Origin of the sequence: Amycolatopsis sp. NBRC 101858 (assembly GCF_030269325.1) — a bacterium.
GTDB classification, from domain to species: Bacteria; Actinomycetota; Actinomycetes; order Mycobacteriales; family Pseudonocardiaceae; genus Amycolatopsis; species Amycolatopsis ponsaeliensis.
In genome coordinates this window covers 656,932-680,932 of the sequence record NZ_BSTD01000001.1, presented here as the reverse complement: position 1 = coordinate 680,932, position 24,001 = coordinate 656,932, and the positions used below count along the sequence as shown (strand labels likewise).

Sequence of the window (24,001 nt, the reverse complement as noted above, 5' to 3'; positions counted from 1 at the left end):
CCGGGTGGGTCCCCACCGGCGGAGGAGGCCGGTGGGGACCGCGGGGATCAGCGGGAGACGTACCGGCGGAGGCGGCCGATCAGGTCCACGGTCGGCAGCCCGCACAGTTCGGCCATGCGCTCCAGGGCGGGCAGGTCGAGGGCGACCTCGGCGGCCCCGTGCTCGCCGGCCTGGCGGAGCCGGTCCTCGGCCCAGCGGCGCAACGGAAGCAGCTCCGGGGAGGCGTCGGCGACGACCTTGCGCAGGTCGACGCGGACCCGGCCGGGCTCGTCGACGAACACCCGGCGGTGCACCTTGGCCAGCAGGTCCTGGGGCAGCTCGTCCATCGCGACGCACAGCTCGACCAGGCGCACGACGGAACACTGTCTGGTGCCCAGTTCGTAGGTGGCCAGCGTCTGCAGCGAGATCTCGCTCTGCAGGTGCTGGTTCAGCTCCTTGCGCGTCCACCCGCGGCTGCGCCTGAGCTTGCGGAGCTCGTCTCCGAGTATCCGCTGATAGTCCTCAGCGTCGATCAGCACATCAATGTCCCCTGCCGTGCTCTCCCGCGGCACCTGCACGGCGGTGATGACTTTCCCGTGCAGCTGCACCCTCTCCTGTATGTAAGTGCGCAGGAGCCCGGGCCTTACGCGATTCCGGGCATGTCTTTGATACCGATTGCGCGAGTTAGGCCGAACGGGTTAACGGCAGGTGACCACGTCTGCAAATTGCACTTTGCAGGCACCAAAAACGGTCTCAGTGTCCCTGATGGACGGTCGGCTCAGTTGACGCAGGGAACGCCTTCGGCGGTGATCGGCTTGTCCTCTTCGGCGGCCGGCGGCGGGGCGGCCGCCGACGACGGCGAACCCGCGGCCGCGCCGGACCCGGCGCCCGCGTCGGAGCTCGTGCCCTGGTAGTCCGAGCCGAGGAACACCATCACGTGGCCCGCCTGGACGCTCTTGTCCTCCTGGACCGTCGGCGAGCCGCCGAGCGCGTCGGCGACGGCCTGGCCCTTGTCCTTGCCGCCCTTGGGGACCCAGATGACCGTCGTCTTGCGCGAGGTCGCGTTCGCCGTGTCGCCGGAGGTGAAGCCCTTGCCCTCGAGGGTCTTGGCGACGCTCGCGGCCAGGCCGGTCTTGCCGGAGGCGTTGCGGACGTCGACCGTGGTCGCCTTGTTCGCCGGGTCGGCCTGCTGGGCCGGCGGCGCCGTCTGGCCCGGCTGCGGCCCGGCGAGGCTCTGGACGAACTGCTTGACCTCGGCCGGGTCGACCTGGATGGCGACGCCGTCTTCGGGGGTCTTGTACTCGACGTTCTTCACCGGGATGGTGCGGAACTGGAGCTGGCCGCCGGTCAGGCCCTTCATCTGCTGGGCGAACCCGAAGATGTCCCAGTTCTGGTTGAGCACGACCGACTTCTTGATGGCGTCGATCAGGTCGGACAGCTTGCCGGGGTTGGTCAGCGTGCCGGCCGAGAGCACCTTGCGGGCCATGCCGGCCATGAACACCTGCTGGCGGACGACCCGGTCGAGGTCGCCGTTGGGCAGGCCGTGGCGCTGCCGGACGAACTCGAGCGCCTCGACACCGGAGATCGTGTGCTGCCCCTTGGTGAAGTTCGCGCCGGAGTACTGGTCCTTGACGTTGTTGTTGAGGCAGACGTCGACGCCGCCGATGGCCTTGGTGATGTCGCTGAAGCCGAGCAGGTTGACCGCGGCGTAGTTGTCGATGGTGGACCCGGTGAGCTTCTCGATGGTCTCGATGAGCTCCTTCGCCCCGGCCTGGTTGGCCTTGACGTCGAGCTCCTTCGGGTCGGTGACGCCCTGCTTCTGCAGGTCCTTGCGGGCCTGCAGCATCGCGCGGGCGTAGGCGGAGTTGATCTTGTGCTTGCCGTAGCCGGGGATGTCGACGTAGGAGTCGCGCGGCAGCGACATCGCGACGGCCTTGCTGCCGTCGTTCGGGATGTGCACGAAGATCAGCGAGTCGGTGTTGAGCTCGCCGTCGGAGTCGCCGGCACGCAGCTCGTCGAGCACCTCGCGCGAGAGCGGGTTGCCCTGGGCGTCGGTCCGGCTGTCGAGGCCGACGAGCAGGATGTCGCGGGCGCCGTCGGCGGGCTTGTCGCCCCCGCCGCCGTCACTGATCACGTTCGCGTAGTTCAGCCCGTTGACCAGGCCCTGCATGGCGGCCCACGCGTACCCGGTCAGGCCCATCACCAGCAGGGACACGACGGCCAGCGCGATCTTCGCGCCGCGGAAGGAGTTGCGGCGGGCCCGCGGGGCCGGGCGCGGCTGAGGACGGCGGGCCGGCGGTGCCGTGCGGCGCGCGTCCACCGGCTCGCGGCGGGGCGCCGGGCGGCGCGGTGGCGGGGTGCGCCGGCCTGGCTCGTCCTGCCGGGGCCGGGCGGGGCGGCGGTCGCCTTGCCCGTTCCGAGGCGGGTGATCCACGCGGGCGACTCCTCACTGCTTCGATCGGTCCTTCCAGGGGATGGGACGCATGGTGCCTTCCCCGGGTTGCCGTAGCGTTACACATCCCCCTGTGAATGTGTCACGCACCACCCAGTTTCCCGCAGGTCCGCCGGTTTCGCCTGGTCAGGACGTCGCGTTCGCCGGCCTGCGGGCCGGCAGCAGGGTGCCCGCCGTCGCGAGCAGGGCGAACCCGGCCGTCGCCGCGTGGAGCGTCACGCCGAGGAGCTCCGACGTGCCGCCGCCGTCGGCGAACAGGAGCGAGGGTGCGCAGGCCAGCGCCGTGGTGAGCCAGGTGCCGGTCGCCGCGCCCGCCCCGAGCCGGATCGTGTGCAGCAGGAACACCCCGAGCAGCAGGTGCACCAGGCTCTGGATCGGGTCGAGCCGCAGGCCCAGCAGGTCGGCGTCGGCGGCCACCCCGCCGAAGCGGGTCAGCGCGAAGCCGAACACGCCGAGCGTCGCGTAGCCGATGCCGAACCCGGCCGCGGCCCTGGTGAGCAGCACCGTCCGGCGGCCGGGCAGCTCGGCCGCGCGGGGCCGCCGCCCGTGGTGGCCGTGCCGTTCGAACCACCAGAACACGAGCGTCGCGGGCACCGCGAGCAGCCCGACCGCGACCAGCGTGCGCGGCCGGATCAGCCAGCTGAGCCCGTCGGCGATCCGGCCGGGGAGGTAGACGACGGCGACGAGCAGCAGCATCGCGGCGAGGAATGCCAGGTAGAGGCTCATCGGCGCGCGCACGACGAACCGGCACGCGGCGGCGACGCGCGGCCGGTCGCCGAGCCTGCCGAGCGGCCCGGCCAGGAGCCCGAGCACGCCGAGCTGGACCAGGCCGAGCAGCAGCACGCCCCACGGCGGGGCCGAGAACGCGGCCGGGGCGCCCGGGCTGCCGAGCAGGACGGGCGGCCCGTCCCGCAGGACGCTCACCACGGCGAGGCCCGCGACACCGGTCGCGGCGGCCGCGGCGAGCAGCCGTCGTGACGGGCGTACGCCGTCAGCGTGCGCGAAGGCGAGCTGCTGGGCGAGGAGCGCGAGGGCGAACGTCGCGGCGAAGCGGGGCAGCGGCGAGCCGGTCAGGTCGGCGGCGGCTTCGCCGGTGACGACCAGCGCCAGCAGCCCGGCCGCCGCGCTCACCGGGGCGCGCCGGTGCAGGGCCAGCAGCGGGGGCGCGCAGACGATCGTCAGCAGGTAGACGCCGAGCAGCCACAGCGGGTGCAGGGCGATCCGCATGACCGTCGCGTTCGTCCCGGCCGGGATGCCGAGGAGCTCGAGCGCGAGCGGCGTCAGGAGGGCGACGACGGCGAAGATCAGCGCCGGGCGCAACAGCGGGCTGGCGCGTTCGGCCAGGTAGTGGCGGTACCCGCCGCCGTGGTCCTGTTCGGTGCGCCAGCCGGCCGCGTTGGCGTGGCCGCCGGCGAAGAAGATCAGCGGGGCGAGCTGGGCGAGCCAGGTCAGCGGCCAGAGCGACGTCTCGGGTGCCCCGGCCCAGTGCGCGAGCGCCGTCACCGACTCGCCGACGAGCAGGAGCACCACCCCGCCGGCACCGAGCAGCGCCCACCGGCTCACCGGCGCCGGGACGGTCACCGGCGCCGGGACCCGCGGCTCGCGGCGGGCGCGCAGCCAGCCGCGCAGCCGGACCACCAGCAGGCAGGCGATGACGAGCACGCCGGCGACCATGGGGCCGATCGGGTCGCCGACCGGCGGGCCCCAGCGCTGGTGCCACGAGTTGACGACCAGGCCGGCCGAGTAGAAGGACGCGACGACCCGGCAGGTGCCCGCGGAGCCCATCGGGTTGAGGTCGCAGGCGTGGTGCATGTCGTACGAGAGCTGGTTGTCGAGGGCTTCGCGGACCTCCGGGCCGAGCGGGTGGCCCTTGCGGTCGGCGTAGCGCAGCAGGTCGTAGCCGAGGTCGTGGGCCTTGCACGGCACGGCGTAGTCCCACTTGGTGTTGTCGTCGCCCCACGGCGTCGAGCAGCCGCCGTCGACGTGGACGGCGCGGACCGTGCCGTCGCGGGCCGGCATCGCGCCGGGGGTGACGCCGCTGAGCGCGGTGAAGTCCTTCGGCAGCCGCGCGAGCGCGTCCGGGTGCGGGCCGGGGTGGACCAGCGCCTCGATGGCGTTCTGCGCGGCGAGCACGTCCCCGGTGGGCGGGCCCTGGTCCGGCGGGGACGGCGGGCGCGAGGCGATCAGGCCGAAGGCGAACACGACGAGCAGGACCAGCAGCAGCCAGCCGGACGTCGACCAGGGTCGGCGGACACGAGACGGCTCGGTCGGGGCTGGCATGGACTCAAGGGTGCCAGCCCCGCCGCGGCGGCGACACGGGGCTAACCCCCGGGATCCCGCTGCCCGATCGGGTGGCGCGCGGGGCTGCCCTTTCTTACGTTCCGCGACGGGCGTTCGGCGGCGAGAATCGGCTTGCGGGGGTGCGGCAGGAGGGCGTGCAGTGGGCTCGACGGATCCCCGCGGGCGTTCAGCGCCCGTGGAAAACACGGTGTGCGCGTTGCGGCGGCTGGCGCCGGGCGCGGCGTTGCGTCCGGTCCCGCCCGAGCTGGCGGTGCTCGCCCGGGCGTTGCGCGAGTGCTCGCCCGCGGAGCTGGCCGTGCGTTGTCCCGCGGCGGTCGTGCGGGTGGTGCTGGCCGCGCAGCTGCGGGCGCTCGACCGGGCGATGACGGGGGTGTTCGGCCCGGAGGTCCGAGGTCCGGAGGCGGCCCGGCTGGTCCGGGCGGCCCGGTTCAGCGGACGGCGGCGCGGCGCGCTGCTCGGCAGGCTGAGAGCGGAGCCGGGCCTGCTGGCGGCGGCGCTGGGCTGGGCCGAGGCCGTGGGGGCCCGGCTGCTCGCGGCCGAGCTGCGCGGGGTCCCGCCGGCCCCGGACGGCGAAGACGGTCGCCGGGCGGCGGAGCTGGCGGTAGCGGCGTTGCTGCCGCGACCGGAGCCCGGCGAGGGCGGCCGCGAGGTACTGCCCCGGCGGAGCCCGGCAGGCAGCGGTTTCCTCGACGTCCGCTCGGTGCGCGTCGGCGAGCGGGGCTTCCGGGTCGGCATCCGCGCGGATCCACCGGTGGAGCTGGTCCGCGACGGCGGCAGCCTGGCCGTGCAGGCGCTGTGGTGGAACGGCCTCGGCCGGGTCTCCGACGACCTCGGCCACGAGTACCTCATCGTGGGCAAGGACCCGGACGGCACGGGGATGGTCCGCCATTGGTGCCACCCCCGCCCGGCACCGGGGGCGAGGGTGCTGAGACTGGAGTCGGCGGGGTACCGCGGCGAGCGTCTGAGCCTCGCCCCGGCGGCGGCAGGGACTTCTGCGGAGGTGCTGGTGAAGCTGGAGCTCACGGTCCGGTTGGGGGGATGACCGGGCCTCGCGGTTCCTTCCGCCGGCCGACCAGGCAGCCGGCCCGGCCGCGCCGATCTGGCTGACCGGCCGACCAGGCAGCCGGTCCGGCCGCGCCGATCTGGCTGACCGGGGCGACCCGGGTGAGTTGGCCGAGTGGGCGGCCGGGGCGATCGGCCCTCGCGGTTCCGCCGGGCGCACGCGGCCGGGGTGAACGGGCCGGCCGACGCGCGCGGCCGAGAGAGCTCACCGACGGTGAGCGGGCCGGCCATCCTCAGCCGGAGGCGCGCCCAGCCGGAACCCCGCTCCCTACCGCACACCGGCGTCACCTCACGAAGCCGCCGGTACCGGGAGACCTCCGTCCGGGGTGTCCGGGGCGAAACACACCTGGTCGCGGCCGTTCTCCTTGGCCAAGTACACCGCCGCGTCCGCTGACTGCAGCAGTCTCTCCAGCGTGTCGCCGTGGCGGGGGTGGCGGGCTACTCCGATCGACGTGGTCCGGTCGGCGATCGTGGCCGGGTCGCCGCGTTTGTCCGTTGTCACTATGTGCAGCTTGGCGATCGCCACGCGGATGCGCTCGGCCGCGTCCCACGTCGACTCTTCGTCGATGTCCGGGAGCAGAATGAGGAATTCCTCGCCGCCGAAACGGCCGACCAAGTCGCTCGGCCGAGTCACTTCGTCGAGGGTTTGCGCAACCGTCCGGAGCACGTCGTCGCCCGCCGGATGACCATAGGTGTCGTTAATCCACTTGAAGTGATCGAGATCGACCATCAGCAGCGCCAGTTGATCACCCGATCGGGCGGTCCGTTCCAGCGCTCGCTCGGCCGACTCCGACCAGCCGCGCATGTTGAGAATCCCGGTTTTCGGGTCCGTCCGGACGTCGTTCTGGAGCTGCTCGAGTTCCGCGAGGCGATTGAAGACCACGGTGACCACGGCCATCACCGCCACCATCGGCGGCACGGCGGCGAGCAGGATCGCGGTCACCGCGCCCAGGCCGATGGTGATCGCTTCGAGCGTGTTGTCGGCGGGGCTGCCGAGGACGTTACGAACCGTGCGCCCGGCGGGGGATCCGAGCAGCAGGACCCCGCCCACGTACGCGATCTGGATCGCCTCGTAGATGGCCCCGGTGAGCACGATCGTCCCGAACTCGCGGAGGAAGCCGCTCCAGTCCGGCGGGCCCAGCAGGTGCGGCCCGAGCGACGTGTACGTGACGTGCGCGAGCGTGCCCGCGAGGCCGTGCGTGATCGACGAAAAAACGAAGTTGTGGGCCGGGCGCCGGGCGATGAACCAGTGCTGCGCCCGGATCACCGCGATGACGAACAGAATGAGCGGAACCGGCAGGATCATCGCGGCGGAAAACGTCCAGACGGCGGTGAGGTCGATCAGCACCGTTTTCGTCCGGTTGCGCCGCCGTTCTTCCTGGCGCTGCGTCAGCTGAATGTGCACCGTGGCACCCGCCGCCAGAATCGCGAAATTGATCCAGTCGTTTCCGGACGGAATCGGCGAGCGCGCGAAAGCGACGGCGAGAATCGCGACCGCGACGGCTTCGGCCGCGAGCATGAACGCGACCTGCACCGGCCGGCGCCGCCACAGGGCCCAGTTGCGCGGCCGGTACGGGTGACCGCTGCGGGCGGTCGCGAGTGGACCACCGGTCGTGGTCGCCGGCCCGTCCGTGGTCACACCCGGTTCCGCCGCGCCGGGGGCGACGGTCTCGCCGGGGTGCGCCTGCGCCGGGGCCGGCTCGTCCGGGTCGCCGTCGGGTCCTGGATGCAATTGGTCACCTCCTTTCCGGCCCGCTTGCTGCCTTGAGTAATCTCATCGGTACCTGGCAGAGTGTTCACGCATTCCCCGGCCGGGTACCATCCCACAGCAACAGACCTGCCGAGTCCCCGGAGGAACTGCCGGGAACACGGCGCAAAAGGTTCTGCAAGACTCTCCCCGCACGGAGGTGGCCCCCATGAGCAACCGCGACTTCTGAACCACCCGCGAATTGTCGCCCACGACGTCCGCGAATGCTATTCATGATCTTGCCCGCACGGAGAGGTGGCACCCGATGGCCAACCGTGACTGGTGATCCGTCCCGCCCGGGAGATCCCGTTCCCCGCTCATGACGGCGGTGACTCCGGTTCCACCCCGCCGACCCGGCGCCACGACAGCGCGACCGGGACGGCCAGCAGCAGCCCCACCGCCCCCGCGAGCGCGATCGTCGTGTTCGCGGATCCGGCCCACTGGGCCACCAGCCCGCCGATGCCGACGCCCACGCCCTGGGCCACCCGCAGCCCGGTCCGGTAGAGCCCGCCGGCGCTGCCCCGGATGTCGTTGGGCACCCACGTGATGAACGTGGCCGAGACCGTGATGACGTACGCACCCGTCGCGCCGGCCAGCGCGAGCAGGATCAGCGCGAACGCCAGGTTCGGCTGCAGCGCGAACGCCGCGAGCGCGGCCAGCGGCAGCGCGGCCAGCACCCCCAGCAGCCGGCGCCGGTGCTCCGTCGAGACGAACCGCGAAAGCAGGAACGTCCCGACGACGAAGCCCAGCGGATCGGCCGCCAGCAGCCAGCCCACCGCCGCCTCGCCGGCGCCCAGCTGTGCGGCGAGCGGCGCGGCGAGACCCTCCGGGATCACCGCGAGGCCGACCAGCCACGACAGGTAGAGCAGCACGCGGAGCCGTTCGTCGCCGAAAACCTGCCGGACGGCGCCGAACCAGGGGGCGCCGCCGTCACCCGCGGCCGGTCGCCGCAGCACCGCCAGCCGCACGGCGAGGGCGGCGACGAGGAACGTGACCGCGTCGATCGCCAGTGCCCACGACGTGCCGATCCCGGTGACCAGCAGGCCGCCGGCGGCGAGGCCGGCCAGCATCGCCGTGTTGTTCGTGATCCCGCGCAGGTCCTGGCTCTGCAGGTAGACGTCGTCGTCGGTGAAGATCTCCCGGCCGAGCGCGTTCTGCGCCGCGTTGCCCGGCGCGTTCGCCAGCCGGGCGAAGACGAAGAGGACGAACAGCCAGCCCATCGGCATCCCGGGCACGGCCATCAGGCCGATCAGCACGGCCTGCGCCAGGGAGCCCGCCACCAGCACCGCGCGGCGCGGGAACCGGTCCGCGAGCTGGGACAACCCGAGTCCGCCGGCGAGCGCGGGCAGGAACGTCAGCGAGTAGACGACCGCCGAGAGCAGCGGCGAGCCGGTCCGGTCGAAGATCAGGATGGCCAGCGCGACGATGGTCAGCTGGTCGCCGAGCATCGACTGCGTTTCGGCGAACCACAGCGCGCGGAACTCCCGGTTGGCCAGGACGGCCCGGAGCCGGGGGGTCGCGCGCGTCGTCACCTCGTAACCACCGTCCCCCGATCGAGTGAATATGGATCGTCGCATTGTGCCTCGCCAGTGACGACCCCATCCGGGGGAGTCACGGCTGACCACCCGGAAGCACTGACAGTATGCCGCCGATTACGCGGCGGTGTCCCCGGAACGCGCACGACCATCCGGTTCGGAGCCGATCGGGTTACGCCCGCCCGACCGGCGTCGCGGTTGGCCGTGACCGGCTCGCGGGTACCTCCGGACTGATCGAACCGGATTCGCTCGGCGCAGAGCGGCGGCCGCTCGTCGTCGTGGCCATGCCCCACTGGACCGAATGGGCCAAGACTGGACCCAGAGCCGGCCGGGGTGGACGGACCGCGCCGCCGCCGGCGCGCCGCAGAGCGGGGAGAAGACGATGGACGGGTTGATGCAGGGCAAGGCGGTCGTGGTGACCGGCGCCGGCCGTGGCCTGGGCGAGGCGTTCGCGGTGCACGTCGCGCGCGCGGGCGGGTCGGTGGTCGTCAACGACATCGACGTCGAGCTCGCCGAGCGGACGGCGCGCACCATCCGGGACCACGGCGGCCGGGCCGTGGCCAGCGGGCACAGCGTCGCCGAGGCCGGGGAGGCGCAGGAGATCGTCGACCTGTGCGTCAAGGAGTTCGGCGGGATCGACGGGCTGGTCAACAACGCCGGCCTGAACTACGAGGCGCTGCCCTGGGAGGACGACGCCGAGCAGGCGCGCGAGCTCGTCGCGGTCAACGTCATGGGCGTGGTGAACACCGGCCTGGCCGCGATCAAGGCGATGGTCGACGCCGGCACCGGCGGCTCGATCGTCAACATCTCCTCGGGGGCCTCGCTCGGGCAGCGCAAGCTCGGCGTGTACGCGGCGAGCAAGGGCGCGGTCGCGTCGCTGACCTACTCGTGGGCGCTCGACCTCGAAGAGCAGGGCATCCGCGTCAACGCCGTCTGCCCGCTCGCGCACACGCGGATGGTGTGGAAGTCCGAACGCTCGCTGCGCGCCTGCCCGCCGGACCGCACGCCGTCGCGGATCGCCCCGGTCGTGCTGTTCCTGCTCGGCGCGGGCTCGCACGGCATCACCGGCCAGATGATCCGGTGCAACGGCCCGCAGCTGCACGTCATGGGCCAGCCGTTCCTCAAGCAGCCCATCCTCGAGCGCCCGGTGTGGGACACCGAGACGGTGCAGAAGGCGTTCGACGAGGTCTTCTCCGCCCACCTGGAGAACTACGGCCTGGAAAAGCGCGTCCCGCCGCGGCTGCGCAAGTGGACGGAGACGACCTCGCCCCGCACTGCCTGACTCAGGCGCCGGCGGCCGGCTCCGGGTCGCGCGTCGCCGCGTAGAGGGCCTCGATGTCGGTCGAGTAGCGGTCGTTGATGACCCGGCGCTTGAGCTTGAGCGTCGGGGTCAGCTCGCCGGATTCGGGCGTCCACGCCTTCGGCAGCACGTGGTAGCGCTTGATCTGCTCGATCCGGGCCAGCCTGCTGTTCGCCGACTCGACCGCGCGTTCCAGCTCGGCCCGCACGGCCGGGTGGTCGGCGAGCTCCTCCGGCGACGCCTCGACGCCGTTCGCCGCGGCCCAGCCGGGCGCGATCTCGTCGTCGAGCACGATCAGCGCCGTCACGTACGGCCGGTCGTCGCCGATGGCGACCGCCTGGCCGATCAGCGGGTGCTCCTTGAGCAGGCCCTCGACGCGGGTCGGCGCGATGTTCTTGCCGCTCGAGGTGATGATCAGTTCTTTCTTGCGGTCGGTGATCGTCACGAAGCCGTCTTCGTCGATCGTGCCGATGTCGCCGGTCGCGTACCAGCCGTCGGCGTCGGTGGCGTCCTTGATCGTCCCGTCCTCCTGCAGGTAGCCGAGGAAGACGATCGGCCCGCGCACCAGCAGCTCGCCGTCCTCGGCGACCTTCACCTCGATGTCGGCGAGCGGCTTGCCGACCGTGCCCGCGCGGAACGCCTCGCCGGAGTTCGACGTCGCGGCCCCGGTCGTCTCCGACAGGCCCCAGACCTCGCAGATCTCGAGGCCGAGACCGGCCAGGAAGTAGATGATCTCCACCGGCAGGGCGGCCGCGCCGCTGGAGGCGACGAGCACCTTGTCCAGCCCGAGCAGCGCGCGGATCGGGGCGAGCGCGGCTTCGTCGGTCTGCTTGATCTTCTCGGCGAGCTCGGCCGGCACCGGCTGCCCGGCGCTGCGCAGCTTGTAGCCCTGCTGCAGCAGCTCGTTCGCCTGCAGCAGCGCGGTCCGCCGGTCTTCCGGCACGCCGCCGAGCATGTTCTTCAGGCCGGCGACCATCTTCTCCCACACGCGCGGGACGCCGAAGAAGCTCTCCGGGTGCACCTGGCCGAGCGCGCCGACGACCCCCGACGGGTCGGCGAGCGTGTGCACGTGCCCCGCCCACACGATCGGCAGGTAGATCGACAGCTCCCGCTCGGCGATGTGCGCGAGCGGCAGGTACGCGATGTTCGTCGCGTGCATCGGCGGGTGGTGCAGCTCCGTCACCGCGTACGCCTGGTGGATCGCGTTGCGGTGCGACAGCACGACGCCCTTGGGGTCGCCGGTCGTGCCGGAGGTGTAGATCATGGACAGCGGGTCGTCCGGCTTGATCTCCTGCCAGGACGCCTCGAACGCGTCCGGGTCGGCCGCAAGCGCTTCCCGGCCCCGGGCCCGGAGGTCGGCGAAGGAGAGGAACCGGTCGTCGCCCGCCGGGATCGTGGCTTCGTCCATGACGACGATGTGGCGCAGCGCCGGGAGGTCTTCGAGCACCGGCTGCCAGCGCGTCAGCTCGGACTCGCCGCCGAGCACCACGACCGGGGCGGCGCTGTGCCGCGCGACGAACCGGATCTGGTCCGGGCTGAGCGTCGCGTAGGCGGTGCACGGGATCGCGGACAGGTGTGTCGCGGCGAGGTCGGCGACGATGTGGTCCGGGCAGCCGGGCGCCATGATCAGCATGCGGTCGCCCTTGGCGAGCCCGAGCCCGGCGAGGCCGCGGGAGACCTCCGCGATCGCGGTGCGGAACTCCAGCCAGCTGAGCGTCGGCTTTCCTTCGAGGTCGAGCGAAGTGATCGCCGGCAGGTCCGGGTAGTCGACCGCGTTGCGGTGCAGAAGCCGCGGGATCGTCAGGCCTTCGGTCTGCTCGGCGACGGACGGGGTGGTCAACGCTGGCCTCCTCGGGTGCTGCGGATGGCCACACTGTATTGGCTCCCGCGCCGGGTGGATAGAGAATCGCGGCCACGTCAAACGCCCCCTTTACCCGGCCTTTCGCGGTCAGCTCCCCACGACCGTCCACAGTGCACACGAGCGGCCGCGTGCGAACCGCGCTTCAATGGAGGGGACGACCGACTCCGGGGGGAAGCGATGACGCGTTCGGCACGTGCCCTGCTCGACGAGATCCAGAAAGAACTCGCCCCGCGCGACGACGACAACCGCCTCGTCCCGCTGATCACCGCCGGACGCGCACCGCGCGCGGTCTTCGCCGCGCTCGCCGCGGAGGAAAAGCGAATCACCTTGAGCGATTGGCGGAGCTTCCACGCGCTCGCCGCCCGCGCCGACGAACCGAACGCGCGCACCTTCTTCGGTGGCCTGGCACCCGGGGAGCAGCAGGCGAACGGGATGCTCGACGCGTTGATCAAGGTCACTGGTCCGGACCACGGCAAGGAACTCCCGCGCGCGGGCTGCCAGGCGTACCCCGCGTACGTCGCGTGGCTCGCGCTGAACGGCGAATCGTCGGCGACGGCGGCGGGGATCTTCGCGAACTTCGCCGCGTTCGGGCGGTACTGCAAGGACGTCGCCGCCGGCATGCGCGAGCACTACGGCTTCGGTGACGATGCGTGTGCGTTCTTCGACTTCTTCGCCGCGGACGTTCCGGAAATTGAGGAACAAGCGCTCGCCGCGATCCAGGCCGGGCTCGACGCGCACCGGCTCGACGAACGCGAAGCCCACCTCTTCGCCCGGCTCTTCCAGAGCTACGAGCTCCAGTTCTGGAACACCCTCGCCGCCGAGTTCCGGGGCTGACGGCGCGGAACCGGTTCCGGGCCTTTCGCGGGTGCCACGGGGAGTGGTTGAACCACTGCGCATGCGGAATGGTGGGAATTCCGGCTCGCCGTCCGGTGAATCCGTGGCGATGCCGTCGAATGCCGCGCAATTCCGCTTTGCGGAGGCGGCAAAGCCCGGACGAAGCGGTCGACCCCGGTCGGCGTGGCCGGCTCGTGACCTTTCTCACCGAACCATCCGGCGCTCACGTACGTAGCGGCTCCGGTCCCGGCGCCTGGGTCGATCGCACCACGGAACAGCCTGCACCCAAGGGGCGGAACGGAAGCAGGGCTGGGACGAACGTCACGACTTTCGGTGGTGGACTTTCCAAGCGCAGGCAGCAAGTGTGGACGGGTCACCGTTCCAAGATCACGTTATCGCCACGGACTTGACGCGCCCTGAAGGGCTGCATACCGTCGTCGCGGGCGAAGCAGACCACGGTGATGTCGATCCGGCTGGTCGGAATCCGGGTGTGGACCACCTCGGGCGACCCGAAACCATGTACTGCCGGAAGGAAAACGGACCCAGGTGAAGCAGATTTCTCTTCGACGCAACCGGGGATCCTCGATTCGGAAGCGCGTGCTCACGATCGCGCTCATCCCCAGTGTTGCCCTCCTGCTCGTCGGCGTGGCCCTCGCGGGCTACCTCATCTACGACGCGGTGACGGGCCGTGACTACGTCAACCGGATCCGGGGCTCGGAAGCTCCGTCGATCCCGTTCTTCGGCGCGCTGCAGCAGGAACGCCAGGCGACCCTGAGCCTGCTCGCGGGCCAGGGCAACCAGCGGGCCGTGCTCGCGGCCGTCCGCCCCAAGACGGACCAGAACGCCGCGAAGACGATCGAGTACCTGAAGGACAGCTTCGCGGGCTACGACGACACCCCGCCGAGCGTCCAGAAGAACATCGCCACGTTCTTCGGGCTCTTCCAGCAGCTGCCGCAGACCCGCCAGGCGGTCGACAGCGGCCAGATCCAGATCAGCCAGGCCTACACCTTCTACAACAAGATCATCGACCAGTTCACCGACGGCCTCGCCGGGCTGGCGCAGAACGCGCGTGGCGCGCAGAACGCGTTCGACCGGCTGACCGCCATCCCGATGTTCACCGCGGCCGAGTCGATGCAGCGCAGTGACGCGCTCGCCGCCGCCGGGCTCGCCGCGGGCGGGCTGAGCAACGAGGACTTCCGCACCTACGTCGGCCAGGTCGGTGCCTACCACGCGCAGCTCGACGCGTCGGCGCCGAAGATGATCCCCGAGGTCAAAGCGAAGTACGACCAGCTGCTGGCGAGCCAGCCGTGGCAGACGGTGACCCAGGTCGAGACCGCGTTCCTGCGCGGCGACCTGACCAAGCTGCCGGTGCCGCAGGACCAGTGGCGCACCAGCGCCCGGCTCGTCGGCGACGCGCTGTCGGGCATCTTCGTCCTGCAGAGCTCGAACGCCAGCCAGGCCGCGATCAACGACGCCGACTCGACGTTCACCGAGTCGCTGATCGCCGGCGTGATCGCCGTCCTGTTCGCGGTCTTCGTGGTGTTCGTCGCCGTCCGGCTGTCGAACCGGCTCATCGGCCGCCTGCACCGGCTGCGCGAGGACACGCTCGACGCCGCCGAGGTGCGGCTGCCCGAGCTGGTCGCCCGGGTCCAGGCGGGTGAGCCCGTCGACCTCGAAGAGGGCGGGCACTTCCTCGACCACGGCACCGACGAGATCGGCCAGGTCGCCGACGCGTTCAACAAGGCGCAGCAGACCGCCATCGCGGCCGCCATCGACGAGGCGAAGATCAAGGAGGGCACCAAGACGGTGTTCCTCAACATCGCCCACCGCAGCCAGGTCATCGTGCACCGCCAGCTCAAGGTGCTCGACCAGGCCGAGCGCAAGCAGGAGGACCCGGAGCAGCTGGACACCCTGTTCCAGCTCGACCACCTCTCCACCCGCGCCCGCCGCAACGCCGAGAACCTGATCATCCTCGGCGGCGGGCAGCCGGGCCGGCAGTGGCGCAACCCGGTCGGGCTGGCCGAGCTGGTCCGCGGCGCGTCCGCCGAGACCGAGGACTTCGCCCGGGTCAAGACGGCCGCGCTGCCGCAGATCGCCATCCGCGGCCCGGTCGTCGGCGACCTCGTGCACCTGCTCGCCGAGCTGATCGACAACGCGACGTCGTTCTCGCCGCCGCAGTCGCGGGTCGAGGTGCGCGGCAACGTGGTCGGCAAGGGCGTCGTGATCGAGGTCGAGGACCAGGGCCTCGGGCTCGAGCCGGACCAGACCGAAGAGATCAACACGATGCTGGCCAGCCCGCCGGACTTCGGGATCATGGCGCTGTCCGACGAGCCGCGCCTCGGCCTGTTCGTGGTCGCGCGGCTGGCCGCCCGCCACGGCATCCAGGTGCACCTGCGGGAGTCGGCCTACGGCGGCACGCGGGCCATCGTGCTGGTGCGCACCGACCTGCTGGCTCCCTTGGCGGAGTCCGAGCCGGAGCAGCCGATCACCCCGCCGAAGCCGGAGCTCGTGCCGAACCCGGTCGAGCCGGAGCAGGTGAACGACGAGGTCGCGCCGCTGCGCCGGCCGGTCCGCCGCCCGGCGGCCCGCCACCGGACCGAGCCGCCGATGCCGGTGGCGCCGCCCGAAACGGCCCCGGCCCCGGTCGCCCCGGCGCAGCCGCCGTCCGCGCCGACGCCGGTCCCCGTCGGGTCCGTGTCCGAGCCCGTCAGCCAGCCGACGCAGGCGCAGCCGGCGGTCGCCCCGGTGCGCCCGCCCGTGCCGCCCGTCCGGACGTCGCGCCCGGCCCGCCCGGCCGCCGCACCGCCGGTGTGGCCGCCGTCCGAGCCGCGGCCCGCGATGCCCCAGGGCCGGCCGGAGCAGCCGCGCCGCCCGGAGGCCCCGGGCCGCCCGCCGCTGCCGCAACGGCGACGTCAGCAGAGCCTCGTTCCGCAGTTGCGGGAAGATAAGCCCGCCACGCAGGAGCGGGAGGAGGTCCGGCTGGATTCGCCGGAGGCCGCCCGCAGCCGGCTGTCCGCCTTCCAGCAGGGCACCCGCCGCGGCCGTGACGAAGAACCAGCCGAGAACGACGACAGGTACGGAGAGCGCGAGTAATGGCCAACTCAGGCGTCAGTGAGCTCGACTGGCTGCTGGACGACCTCGTCAAGCGGGTCGCCGGGGCGGACCGCGCCGTGGTCCTGTCCTCGGACGGCCTGCTCATCGGCAGGTCGGGGAACCTCTCCGAAGAGGACGCCGAACACCTCTCCGCGGTCGCCTCGGCGTTCCAGAGCCTGGCGCGCGGGACCGGACGGCACTTCGGCGGCGGCAACGTCCGTCAGACGATGGTGGAGATGGACCACGCCTTCCTGTTCGTGACGGCGGCCGGGCGGGGCGCCTGCCTCGCGCTGCTGGCCCGTGAAGACGCGGACATGGGGCTGGTCGCGTACGAGATGAACCTGATGGTCAAGCGCGTCGGCCAGGTGCTCACCTCGGCCCCGCGGACCGGTGCCGGCGTCCTGCCCACGTCGCCATGAGCGGGCGGCACGAAGCCTGGTTCGACGACGAGGCCGGCCCGCTGGTCCGGTCGTACGCGGTCACGGGCGGCCGCACCCGGTCGGACACGCTCGGGCTCGACCTCATCACGCTGGTGGTCGCGCTGCGCACCGCGCACGAAGCGGGCATGCTCGAACCGGAGTACGCGCGCATCATCGCGCTGTGCCAGCGGCCGGTCTCGGTGGCCGAGGTGGCCGCGCGGGTCGACCTGCCGCTGCCCGTGGTCAAGGTGATGCTCAGCGACCTCATCGAGCAGAACCTGGTGCTGTTCCGTACCGCGGCACCGGCTCAGGAATCCCCCAACCGACACGTATTGCAGGCGGTCCTTGATGGCATCCGGAAACTCTGACCCCCGGCGGAACCTGACCGCGACCGCGGTCAAGGTACTCATCGCCGGCGGGTTCGGGGTCGGCAAGACCACGATGGTCGGTTCGGTGAGCGAAGTGCCGCCGCTGCGGACCGAAGAGGTCATCACGACCGCGTCCGAGGGCGTCGACGACCTCTCGGGGATCGAGCAGAAGACCACCACGACGGTCGCGCTCGACTTCGGCCGCATCACGATCAACCCGGACCTGATCCTGTACCTCTTCGGCACGCCGGGGCAGGACCGGTTCTGGTTCATGTGGGACGAGCTGGCGGAGGGCGCGCTCGGCGCCGTCGTGCTGGCCGACACCCGCCGGCTGGACAGCTGCTTCGCGGCGGTCGACTTCTTCGAGCGCCGCAACCTGCCGTTCGTCGTCGGCGTGAACTGCTTCGACGGCGCGTACCGCTACGGCACCGAGGAGGTCCGGCAGGCGCTCGACGTCGGCATGGACGTCCCGCTGCTGCTGTGCGACGCCCGCGAACGCGAGTCGACGAAGCAGGTGCTGACCAGCCTGATGGAACACGTGATGGCGCGGTCCGACCTGGCAGCTGCCCAGGGCGGCTACTGATTGAACCTCATTCTGGTCAGGCCGGCGCTACGGATCGCAAGGTGCCCGCGAGTAGTGACCGTTGCGCCGGCCGACGGCTGAATGAGGTTCACAGGACCGCGCGCTCGGTCTTCCCTCAGCGACGGCGGCGCTTGACGAGCGTGTCGAGCGCGAAGCGGCCCGGGCCGATCGCGGCGAACAGCAGGAAGATCCACGCGTAGACGGCGGCGGGCTCGCCCATGTTCTGCAGCGGCAGCAGGCCCATCGGGGCGTGCACGGTGAAGTAGGCGTAGGCCATCACGCCCGAGAGCAGGATCGCGGCCGGCCTGCTGGCGAGCCCGACGAGCAGCAGCAGGGCGCCCGCGAGCTCGAAGACGCTGCCCCACCAGCCGGGGAACGAGCCGAACGGGACGCCGCCGCCCTGGCCGTCGATGCCACCGAAGTAGCCGAATCCCTGCAGGCCGTGGAAGCCGAACAGGAACGAGATCACGATCCGCGAGGCGCCGATGACGACGCCGGTGACCGGAGCGGTCCTGGTCTCGGTGCGGGTGGCGGCGGTCTGGGTCTTGGGGGCGATCGTGGTGGTCATCGGGGTTCCTTCCCTGGGTTCTTCCTTGCCTTCTGCCTACGCGTCGAGTGGGTTCTCCCCGGATCGACAACCCCGCCGGATTTTTTTTGCCGGGGTTTCGGCAGACTGTGCCGATGGCGGGCAAACGCAGTGCCGGGCTCCTGCTCCACCGCGGGCGGGGCGAGGACGTCGAAGTGCTGCTCGGGCACATGGGCGGGCCGTTCTGGGCGAAGAAGGACGCGGCGGCGTGGTCGCTGCCGAAGGGCGAGCTCGAGCCGGACGAGGAGCCGGAGGCGGCCGCGCGGCGCGAGTTCGAGGAGGAGCTGGGCCTGCCCGCGCCCTCGGGTGAGTACGTCCCGCTGGGCGAGGTGAAGCAGTCGGGCGGCAAGGTCGTCACGGCGTGGGCGGTCGAGGGCGACCTCGACCCGGCTTCGGTGGTCCCGGGGACGTTCACCATGGAGTGGCCGCCGCGCTCGGGCAAGCAGCAGGAGTTCCCCGAGGTGGACCGGGTCGCGTGGTTCTCGCTCGCGGCCGCGCGCGAGAAGCTGGTGAAGGGCCAGCTGCCGTTCCTGGACCGGCTGCTCGGGCTAGTGGGTCAGTAAGGCCTCGAGCGGCTTGGCGGTGAACGACGGCAGCACGACGTCGGCCCGGCCGAAGTCGAGGCTCTCGGTGATGGCGTTCGGCACGGCGACGCAGGTCAGCCCGGCGGCCTTGGCGGAGGTGACGCCGTGGGGCGTGTCCTCGAAGGCGATGGTCTCCTGGGGTAGGGCGTCCAGGGCGGCGAGCGCGGCGAGGTAGAGGTCCGGGTCGGGCTTGGCCTTGTGGAGGTCCCCGGTGAGGACGGCATCGAAGTAGCGCGCGATGCCGAGCCGTTCGAGGTGCGGGTTCACCCAGGCCCCGGACGAGCTGGAGGCGACGGCCAGCTTGAGGCCGTGGTCCTTCGCGGTCTCGAGGTAGTTTCGGACGCCGTCGCGCGGGCCGAGCGTTTCGAGGAGCTTCAGCACGCGGGCCCGGGTGACGGGCCGCAGCGCCTCGGGATCGATGCCGGGGACACGCTCGGCGAGCAGGGCGAACATGGCGTGCGTGGTGTGCTGCGTGCCGATGACGGCGTACCAGGCTTCCAGCGGAAGTTCGACACCGTGGTCGAGGAAGGTCTCCTGCCACGACTGCAGAACGGCGGACTCGGTGTCGGCGAGGGTCCCGTCGAAGTCGAAGACCAGGGCGCGGGTGGGCACGCGTTGACCCTGCCCGGTCGGTGATCGTTCAGGCAAGGGAGTTGTGACGAGCCTGAAAGGCAGTCATGGCCTCATCGCCGCGCAGGGCGAAGACGACTTCCTCGATCTCCCCGGCGTCGGCTCGGCTGACCGTGGTCAGCGCGATCTCGGCCCTCTTCGGACGACGACCACACCGGGCCGACGGTGTGCACGACCCACTTCGCGGGCAGGTTCCCGGCCGTGGTGGCGACGGCCGCCCGGTCTTGAGCCCCTTCCGTAGTACCCGGCCCGCGGCGCCCTGCCGGACGCACCGGTTCGGTGTCCGGCAGGATCGCCGCTCAGCTCAGGTAGAAGTCCGCCAGCGCCGGGGCCAGCGCCGCCGCCTTCACGATGTGCGTCTGGCCTGTCAGCGTCCGGTACTCCGCCGACGGCAGCACCTTCGCCAGCGACGACACGCCCTTGCGCATCCAGGCCGGGCTGCGGCCGCCGTCCACCACCAGCGTGGGCACCTTCACCTCCGGCCAGGCCGCCGGCAGCGGTGTCCCCGACTGGTGCTCCACGACGAGCGCCGTGTCGTACGGGATCGTGTGGGCCACGCGCTTGAGCTTCGCCCAGAACGGCATGATCCGCATCATCGCCACCATCGCGCCGCTCAACCCCACGCCCTCGGTCATGAACATCTTCACCGCCGTGCCGCGCTTGCCCGCGGCCAGCGCCGCGTCGAGGCGGGCCGGGTAGTCGGCCGGTACCCGGGGACGGCTGCCGTCGACGACGAACGGCGGTTCGTACAGCGCCAGCTTCGTCACCGGGAGGCTGCGAGCCGCTTCGAGTGCCAGGGCCGCGCCCGACGAAATACCGAACAGGAACACCTCCCCGCCCGCCTCCTTGACCAGCGCGGCGAGGTCCTCGACCTCGCGCTCGACCGCGTACGGCCCGGTGTCGGCGCTCTCGCCCCGGCCGCGGCGGTCGTAGGTGTACACGGTGAAGCGCGTGGCCAGCTCCTTCGCGAGCGCGTCGTTCGGGGACGAGCCGCGGTAGCACATCGCGCCGTCGACGAGGACGAGCGCGGGACCGGAGCCGGCGCGGGTGTAGGCGATCTCGGTGCCGTCGGCGGCAGAAATCACGGTGCTCATCGGGACTCTCCTCGCGGCATCAGGTGGACGGAGGTGGTGGCGAGCCAGACCCAGGCGATCGTCACGGCCGCCCAGAAACCGAGGACCACGGCCGGGCTCGCCGACCCGGACGCTACGCCCGCGAAGCCCGCGAGGAACAGCAACCCGCTGATCCGCGAGTGCCACGCCCGCGCGGGCGTGAGGTGCGAGCCGATCGCGAAGCAGGCCGCGACCAGGGCGGCGAAGCCGACGCCGCCGGCGACGAAGTGCAGCGTCCCTTGCCAGCTGATCGACGCCGGCGGGCCGGCGGGGGTGCCGGCCGGGAAGCCGTCCTGCGGGTCGGCGCGGAAGACCCCCGCGCAGAGCAGGCTGACGCCGTAGACGGTCAGCAGTCTCGGCCCCCACCGCCCGGGCAGGACGCGCCGGATCCCGGCCGCCGCCGCGATCGTCAGCAGGCCGGTGACCAGGAAGTTCGTGATCTGGAGGAAGCCGAGCGAGCCGTTGGAAAGGACGCTCGCGGGGTGGCGCGTGAAGTCGAAGCCGGCGCGGGTCAGGCCCTGGACGACACCGGTGAGGACGAAGACGGGCCCGGCGAGGACGCCGCAGGTCAGCAGGCCGCGGGTGGTCGCAGGGGCGAGGGGGCGGGGGCGGATCGCGGTGGTGGTCATGGCGGACAGCCTGACACCCGACGATCGAAACTGTCAAGACAAAAAAATTTGTCGGTGATGCCCGTCGCCCCCGGGATCGGAGGCGCTGGGAGTCAGGCGGAGCGCAGGGTGAGGAGCGTGATCTCGCTGGGTGCGAAGACCCGGAACGGCGGCCCCCAGAACCCGGTGCCCCGGCTGTTGTACAGCTGGGTCGGGCCGTGCCGGGTCAGGCCCGACAGCGTCGGCTGGTCGAGCCGCACCAGGAGGTGGAACGGCCAGATCTGGCCGCCGTGCGTGTGTCCGGAGATCTGCAGGTCGACGTCGGCTTCGCGGGCCTCTCGGACCTGCTTCGGCTGGTGCGCGAGCAACACGACCGGGACGTCGGCGGGGCGGTCCGCCAGCGCGCGAGCCAGGTCGGGGCCGTGGCCGGGCAGGCCGGAGCCCGCGCCCGTCGGGTCGTCGATGCCGGCGAACAGGATGCGGTCGCCGCCGCGTTCCAGCAGCGTCGAGCGGTTGTGCAGCGTGTCCCAGCCGAGCCCTTCCATGTGGTCGAGCCAGGCCTGGGCTTCCCCGAAGTACTCGTGGTTGCCGGTGATGTAGAACCGGCCGAGCGCGGCCTGGACGCCGCCGAGCGGGTCGACCTGCTTGCGGCGCTTCGCCACCGCGCCGTCGGCGAGGTCGCCGGCGTGGCAGACGACGTCCGCTTCGAGGGTGTTGACCGCCGCGACGACCTGCTCCGACCACTTCGTCCGGTCGATCGGCCCGAAGTGGGTGTCGGTCAGCACGGCGACGCGCAGGCCGTCGAGACCCGGGCCGAGCCGCGGGATGACGACGTCGGTCGCCTTCACCGGCGGCACCCGCATGGCGACGCGGTTGCCGTGCACGAGCAGGCCGGCCGCCACCACGAAGGTCACGCCCGCGACGATCCGCGACCGCAGCGGGTCGTCGACGCCGAGCAGCGCGGCCCGCAGCACCAGGCTCAGCACCGACCAGCTGAACAGCACCCAGATCACGGCCAGCAGCGAGTCACCGAGGCGCGCGCCGCCGTCACGCTGGCGCCGCCCGTGGCCGCGGACCATGGCCACCGGCATGGTCACCAGGCCCAGCGCGAACACCGCGGTGCCGGCGATCGTGGCCGCCGTGCCCCAGTCCGGCGCGAGGACGAGCGTCCACCAGGGCACGGTGAACAGCAGGATCAGCGCCAGGATCGGCACGAAGACGAATTGGCCTCTCATCGAACCAGGTTACAGCCCATCGGGCTGTTACCCGCGGAAGGCAGGGGTCCCGGTTCCGCTGCCCTGGGGGTGCCCCGGTGCCGGAAATCCAGGTGTGGCTACGACGCGGCCCGTGAGCGGCGCCAGTCCTCGACGGCTTCTTCGACGTCCACCAGCGCGACCGTGAGCGGCGGGCCGGTGTGGTGGTTGAGGTAGGCCTGGCGGATCCGTTCGTTGAGGTCCGCGACGACCTCCCGCACCCGACGTTCGGTCCGCTCGGCGGCGAGCCGCTCCGGCAGGTCCTGGACTTCGCGCCGGAGGGCGAGCGCCGGTGGCAGCAACGCCTTCGTGTCGTGGCCGCCGGCCCGGACCTGCCGCAGCACCCAGTCGGTCGCGGCGTCGTTGCCGGTGGGCTTGGGCAGTGGCTTCCCGGTGCCGGGCAGGTCGTCGAACTCGCCGCGCTCGCGGGCCTCGCCGATCTGGCGGTCGACCCACCAGCGGAAGGAGACCTTGGGCGGTTTGCGTCCGGTCATGCCTCCAGAATGCCAGGTCGGACGCCCGGCCCGGGTAGGATCGCGCCCGGAGGAGCGAGGGGAGCGCATGACCGCCGAACGCACTGGCGCCGAAGAGGTCGACCGGACGCTCGCGCTGCTCTGGCGCGCCCGCGGCGCCGCCGCCGAGCCGACCCGGGGCCGCCGCCCGACGCTGACGATCGAGCGGATCGTCGCCGCGGCCATCGCGGTCGCGGACGCCGACGGGCTGGCCGCCGCGTCGATGCACCGCGTCGCCAAGGAACTCGGCGCCGGCACGATGACGCTCTACACCTACGTGCCCGGCAAGGCCGAGCTGATCGACCTGATGGTCGACGACGTGCTCGTCGAGCGGCGCCTGCCCGGGCCGGGCGAACCGCGTCCGGCGGACTGGCGCGAGCAGGTGGCGCTCTACGCGGAGCGGACGCGCGCCGCGTACCGCACGCACCCGTGGCTGTGCGAGGTTTCGCGGGTCCGGCCGCCGCTCGGGCCCGGTCAGCTGGCCGGGCAGGAGTACCTGCTCTCCATCATGGACGAACTGGGCCTGCCGCCGCGCGAAGCCGTGGCGGCGGCCAACGGGATCGGCACGTATGTCGACGCGAACGCGGCGCTCGGCGCGGAGAACACGCGCCTGGAGCGCAGCACCGGGCAGTCGACCGAGGCCTGGTGGCACCAGCGGTCGTCGTTCTGGGAGAACTACTTCGTGGTCGACGCACATCCGGCGATGAACCGCATCTGGCTCGGCGGCGGCTTCGACGAGAGCGCGAAAGCCCAGGGCGACAAGGCATACGAGTTCGGCCTGAACCGCATGCTCGACGGCATCCAGTCCCTCGTCGACTAGCGGCGGGCTCGGCGCTGTGGGCCATCGGCCTGCGGCGGGGTAAAGCGGGGTTCGGCGGTGCTCTCGGCGAGGGCGCGTCGTCAAGCGGCGGTCATGGCCACCACGACTAGCGGCGGGCGCGCCACCTCGATCGGCGGCGTTCCTGGCGGGGCACCGATGGTTCGGCGGGCGCGTCGCGCAGGACGTCGCGGCACACCGGGTCGAAGCGGCCGGGTGCCTCGATCATCGGTGCCGCCAGCACCACGTGGCCGCACACCGCGCGGAACCGGCCGTCGCGGCGGCCCGCCGCGAACTCTTCCTCGGTCACGGCGTGCGTGTAGCCGTCGGTGTCGCAGCGGATGTGCACCAGGAACGGCTCCACC

23 protein-coding genes are annotated in these 24,001 nt (G+C 72.0%); 9 read left to right on the top strand and 14 right to left on the bottom strand.

Annotation, left to right across the window (positions count from 1 at the left end; all coding sequences use genetic code 11):
• Positions 1-47: 47 nt before the first annotated feature.
• The 3 genes from QSK39_RS03110 to QSK39_RS03100 form a co-directional block, all read right to left on the bottom strand.
• Positions 48-518 carry a helix-turn-helix domain-containing protein gene (locus QSK39_RS03110; protein WP_285476141.1) on the bottom strand — a complete coding sequence of 157 codons (471 nt, stop codon included), beginning with the start codon at positions 516-518 and terminating at the stop codon, positions 48-50.
• 239 nt (positions 519-757) lie between these two features.
• On the bottom strand, positions 758-2,413 hold the full coding sequence (locus tag QSK39_RS03105; RefSeq protein WP_502873239.1) for an LCP family protein: 1,656 nt from the start codon (positions 2,411-2,413) through the stop codon (positions 758-760).
• A 144-nt stretch (positions 2,414-2,557) separates the two neighbouring features.
• Positions 2,558-4,711 carry a phospholipase A2 family protein gene (locus tag QSK39_RS03100; RefSeq protein ID WP_285476140.1) on the bottom strand — a complete coding sequence of 718 codons (2,154 nt, stop codon included), beginning with the start codon at positions 4,709-4,711 and terminating at the stop codon, positions 2,558-2,560.
• Positions 4,712-4,907: 196 nt separating this feature from the next.
• On the opposite strand from QSK39_RS03100, the gene QSK39_RS03095 reads away from it, so the two are divergent.
• The gene (locus QSK39_RS03095) at positions 4,908-5,774 is read left to right on the top strand and encodes a hypothetical protein (RefSeq protein ID WP_285476139.1); all 867 of its coding nucleotides are present in this window, start codon (positions 4,908-4,910) and stop codon (positions 5,772-5,774) included.
• Between the two features lie 309 nt (positions 5,775-6,083).
• Here QSK39_RS03095 and QSK39_RS03090 read toward each other — a convergent pair whose 3' ends face one another.
• Together QSK39_RS03090 and QSK39_RS03085 are read right to left on the bottom strand one after the other, a co-directional pair.
• Entirely contained in the window at positions 6,084-7,526 is a 1,443-nt protein-coding gene (locus tag QSK39_RS03090; RefSeq protein ID WP_502873238.1) for a sensor domain-containing diguanylate cyclase, read from the bottom strand.
• A gap of 332 nt (positions 7,527-7,858) precedes the next feature.
• Complete coding sequence (locus tag QSK39_RS03085) at positions 7,859-9,106, bottom strand: MFS transporter (protein ID WP_285477915.1); 1,248 nt, start codon at positions 9,104-9,106, stop codon at positions 7,859-7,861.
• Positions 9,107-9,458: 352 nt separating this feature from the next.
• On the opposite strand from QSK39_RS03085, the gene QSK39_RS03080 reads away from it, so the two are divergent.
• Positions 9,459-10,358 carry an SDR family NAD(P)-dependent oxidoreductase gene (locus QSK39_RS03080; RefSeq protein WP_285477914.1) on the top strand — a complete coding sequence of 300 codons (900 nt, stop codon included), beginning with the start codon at positions 9,459-9,461 and terminating at the stop codon, positions 10,356-10,358.
• 1 nt (position 10,359) lies between these two features.
• Here QSK39_RS03080 and QSK39_RS03075 read toward each other — a convergent pair whose 3' ends face one another.
• Complete coding sequence (locus tag QSK39_RS03075) at positions 10,360-12,216, bottom strand: AMP-dependent synthetase/ligase (protein ID WP_285476138.1); 1,857 nt, start codon at positions 12,214-12,216, stop codon at positions 10,360-10,362.
• Positions 12,217-12,414: 198 nt separating this feature from the next.
• Between QSK39_RS03075 and QSK39_RS03070 the strand changes: the two genes are divergently transcribed.
• From QSK39_RS03070 to QSK39_RS03050, 5 genes are all read left to right on the top strand, one after another.
• On the top strand, positions 12,415-13,071 hold the full coding sequence (locus QSK39_RS03070) for a transcriptional regulator (protein WP_285476137.1): 657 nt from the start codon (positions 12,415-12,417) through the stop codon (positions 13,069-13,071).
• A 597-nt stretch (positions 13,072-13,668) separates the two neighbouring features.
• Positions 13,669-16,164 carry a sensor histidine kinase gene (locus tag QSK39_RS03065; RefSeq protein WP_285476136.1) on the top strand — a complete coding sequence of 832 codons (2,496 nt, stop codon included), beginning with the start codon at positions 13,669-13,671 and terminating at the stop codon, positions 16,162-16,164.
• Positions 16,164-16,583 carry a roadblock/LC7 domain-containing protein gene (locus tag QSK39_RS03060; RefSeq protein ID WP_284745731.1) on the top strand — a complete coding sequence of 140 codons (420 nt, stop codon included), beginning with the start codon at positions 16,164-16,166 and terminating at the stop codon, positions 16,581-16,583. Before QSK39_RS03065 ends, QSK39_RS03060 begins: the two co-directional genes overlap by 1 nt.
• Entirely contained in the window at positions 16,580-16,951 is a 372-nt protein-coding gene (locus QSK39_RS03055; protein WP_155541361.1) for a DUF742 domain-containing protein, read from the top strand. The genes QSK39_RS03060 and QSK39_RS03055 overlap by 4 nt, the downstream gene beginning before the upstream one ends.
• Positions 16,932-17,534 (top strand): GTP-binding protein, encoded by a 603-nt coding sequence (locus QSK39_RS03050; protein ID WP_086674902.1) that lies wholly within the window; start codon positions 16,932-16,934, stop codon positions 17,532-17,534. The genes QSK39_RS03055 and QSK39_RS03050 overlap by 20 nt, the downstream gene beginning before the upstream one ends.
• Positions 17,535-17,649: 115 nt before the next feature.
• Here the strand turns inward: QSK39_RS03050 and QSK39_RS03045 are convergent, their stop codons facing one another.
• On the bottom strand, positions 17,650-18,102 hold the full coding sequence (locus QSK39_RS03045) for a DoxX family protein (RefSeq protein ID WP_285476135.1): 453 nt from the start codon (positions 18,100-18,102) through the stop codon (positions 17,650-17,652).
• 113 nt (positions 18,103-18,215) lie between these two features.
• Here QSK39_RS03045 and QSK39_RS03040 point away from each other — a divergent pair, with 113 nt between their 5' ends.
• The gene (locus QSK39_RS03040; RefSeq protein WP_285476134.1) at positions 18,216-18,683 is read left to right on the top strand and encodes an NUDIX hydrolase; all 468 of its coding nucleotides are present in this window, start codon (positions 18,216-18,218) and stop codon (positions 18,681-18,683) included.
• Here the strand turns inward: QSK39_RS03040 and QSK39_RS03035 are convergent.
• From QSK39_RS03035 to QSK39_RS03010, 6 genes are all read right to left on the bottom strand, one after another.
• Complete coding sequence (locus QSK39_RS03035; protein WP_285476133.1) at positions 18,669-19,316, bottom strand: HAD family hydrolase; 648 nt, start codon at positions 19,314-19,316, stop codon at positions 18,669-18,671. The two genes, QSK39_RS03040 and QSK39_RS03035, sit on opposite strands and share 15 nt — an antisense overlap.
• Before the next feature lie 71 nt (positions 19,317-19,387).
• Positions 19,388-19,606 (bottom strand): macro domain-containing protein, encoded by a 219-nt coding sequence (locus QSK39_RS03030; protein WP_502873237.1) that lies wholly within the window; start codon positions 19,604-19,606, stop codon positions 19,388-19,390.
• A gap of 27 nt (positions 19,607-19,633) precedes the next feature.
• A complete protein-coding gene (locus QSK39_RS03025; protein WP_285476132.1) occupies positions 19,634-20,428 on the bottom strand; it encodes an alpha/beta fold hydrolase in 795 nt (264 codons plus the stop codon).
• Positions 20,425-21,075, bottom strand: a complete 651-nt coding sequence (locus tag QSK39_RS03020; protein WP_285476131.1) for a DUF998 domain-containing protein — start codon at positions 21,073-21,075, stop codon at positions 20,425-20,427. The genes QSK39_RS03025 and QSK39_RS03020 overlap by 4 nt, the downstream gene beginning before the upstream one ends.
• Before the next feature lie 92 nt (positions 21,076-21,167).
• Positions 21,168-22,289, bottom strand: a complete 1,122-nt coding sequence (locus QSK39_RS03015) for a metallophosphoesterase (protein WP_285476130.1) — start codon at positions 22,287-22,289, stop codon at positions 21,168-21,170.
• A 98-nt stretch (positions 22,290-22,387) separates the two neighbouring features.
• Positions 22,388-22,801: a DnaJ family domain-containing protein gene (locus QSK39_RS03010; protein WP_285476129.1), complete on the bottom strand. Its 414-nt coding sequence runs from the start codon at positions 22,799-22,801 to the stop codon at positions 22,388-22,390.
• 67 nt (positions 22,802-22,868) lie between these two features.
• On the opposite strand from QSK39_RS03010, the gene QSK39_RS03005 reads away from it, so the two are divergent.
• On the top strand, positions 22,869-23,639 hold the full coding sequence (locus tag QSK39_RS03005; RefSeq protein WP_285476128.1) for a TetR/AcrR family transcriptional regulator: 771 nt from the start codon (positions 22,869-22,871) through the stop codon (positions 23,637-23,639).
• Positions 23,640-23,745: 106 nt separating this feature from the next.
• On the opposite strand, the gene QSK39_RS03000 is transcribed toward QSK39_RS03005, so the two are convergent.
• Positions 23,746-24,000: a hypothetical protein gene (locus QSK39_RS03000; RefSeq protein WP_285476127.1), complete on the bottom strand. Its 255-nt coding sequence runs from the start codon at positions 23,998-24,000 to the stop codon at positions 23,746-23,748.
• Position 24,001: the final 1 nt, after the last annotated feature.

Excerpts from the sequence above, each read along its gene's own strand:
- QSK39_RS03005 (WP_285476128.1), top strand. The coding sequence starts at position 22,869 with ATGACCGCCGAACGCACTGGCGCCGAAGAGGTCGACCGGACGCTCGCG.
- QSK39_RS03050 (WP_086674902.1), top strand. The coding sequence starts at position 16,932 with ATGGCATCCGGAAACTCTGACCCCCGGCGGAACCTGACCGCGACCGCG.
- QSK39_RS03015 (WP_285476130.1), bottom strand. The coding sequence starts at position 22,289 with ATGAGAGGCCAATTCGTCTTCGTGCCGATCCTGGCGCTGATCCTGCTG.
- QSK39_RS03020 (WP_285476131.1), bottom strand. The coding sequence starts at position 21,075 with ATGACCACCACCGCGATCCGCCCCCGCCCCCTCGCCCCTGCGACCACC.
- QSK39_RS03025 (WP_285476132.1), bottom strand. The coding sequence starts at position 20,428 with ATGAGCACCGTGATTTCTGCCGCCGACGGCACCGAGATCGCCTACACC.
- QSK39_RS03040 (WP_285476134.1), top strand. The coding sequence starts at position 18,216 with ATGGCGGGCAAACGCAGTGCCGGGCTCCTGCTCCACCGCGGGCGGGGC.
- QSK39_RS03010 (WP_285476129.1), bottom strand. The coding sequence starts at position 22,801 with ATGACCGGACGCAAACCGCCCAAGGTCTCCTTCCGCTGGTGGGTCGAC.
- QSK39_RS03100 (WP_285476140.1), bottom strand. The coding sequence starts at position 4,711 with ATGCCAGCCCCGACCGAGCCGTCTCGTGTCCGCCGACCCTGGTCGACG.
- QSK39_RS03060 (WP_284745731.1), top strand. The coding sequence starts at position 16,164 with ATGGCCAACTCAGGCGTCAGTGAGCTCGACTGGCTGCTGGACGACCTC.
- QSK39_RS03070 (WP_285476137.1), top strand. The coding sequence starts at position 12,415 with ATGACGCGTTCGGCACGTGCCCTGCTCGACGAGATCCAGAAAGAACTC.
- QSK39_RS03080 (WP_285477914.1), top strand. The coding sequence starts at position 9,459 with ATGGACGGGTTGATGCAGGGCAAGGCGGTCGTGGTGACCGGCGCCGGC.
- QSK39_RS03055 (WP_155541361.1), top strand. The coding sequence starts at position 16,580 with ATGAGCGGGCGGCACGAAGCCTGGTTCGACGACGAGGCCGGCCCGCTG.
- QSK39_RS03045 (WP_285476135.1), bottom strand. The coding sequence starts at position 18,102 with ATGACCACCACGATCGCCCCCAAGACCCAGACCGCCGCCACCCGCACC.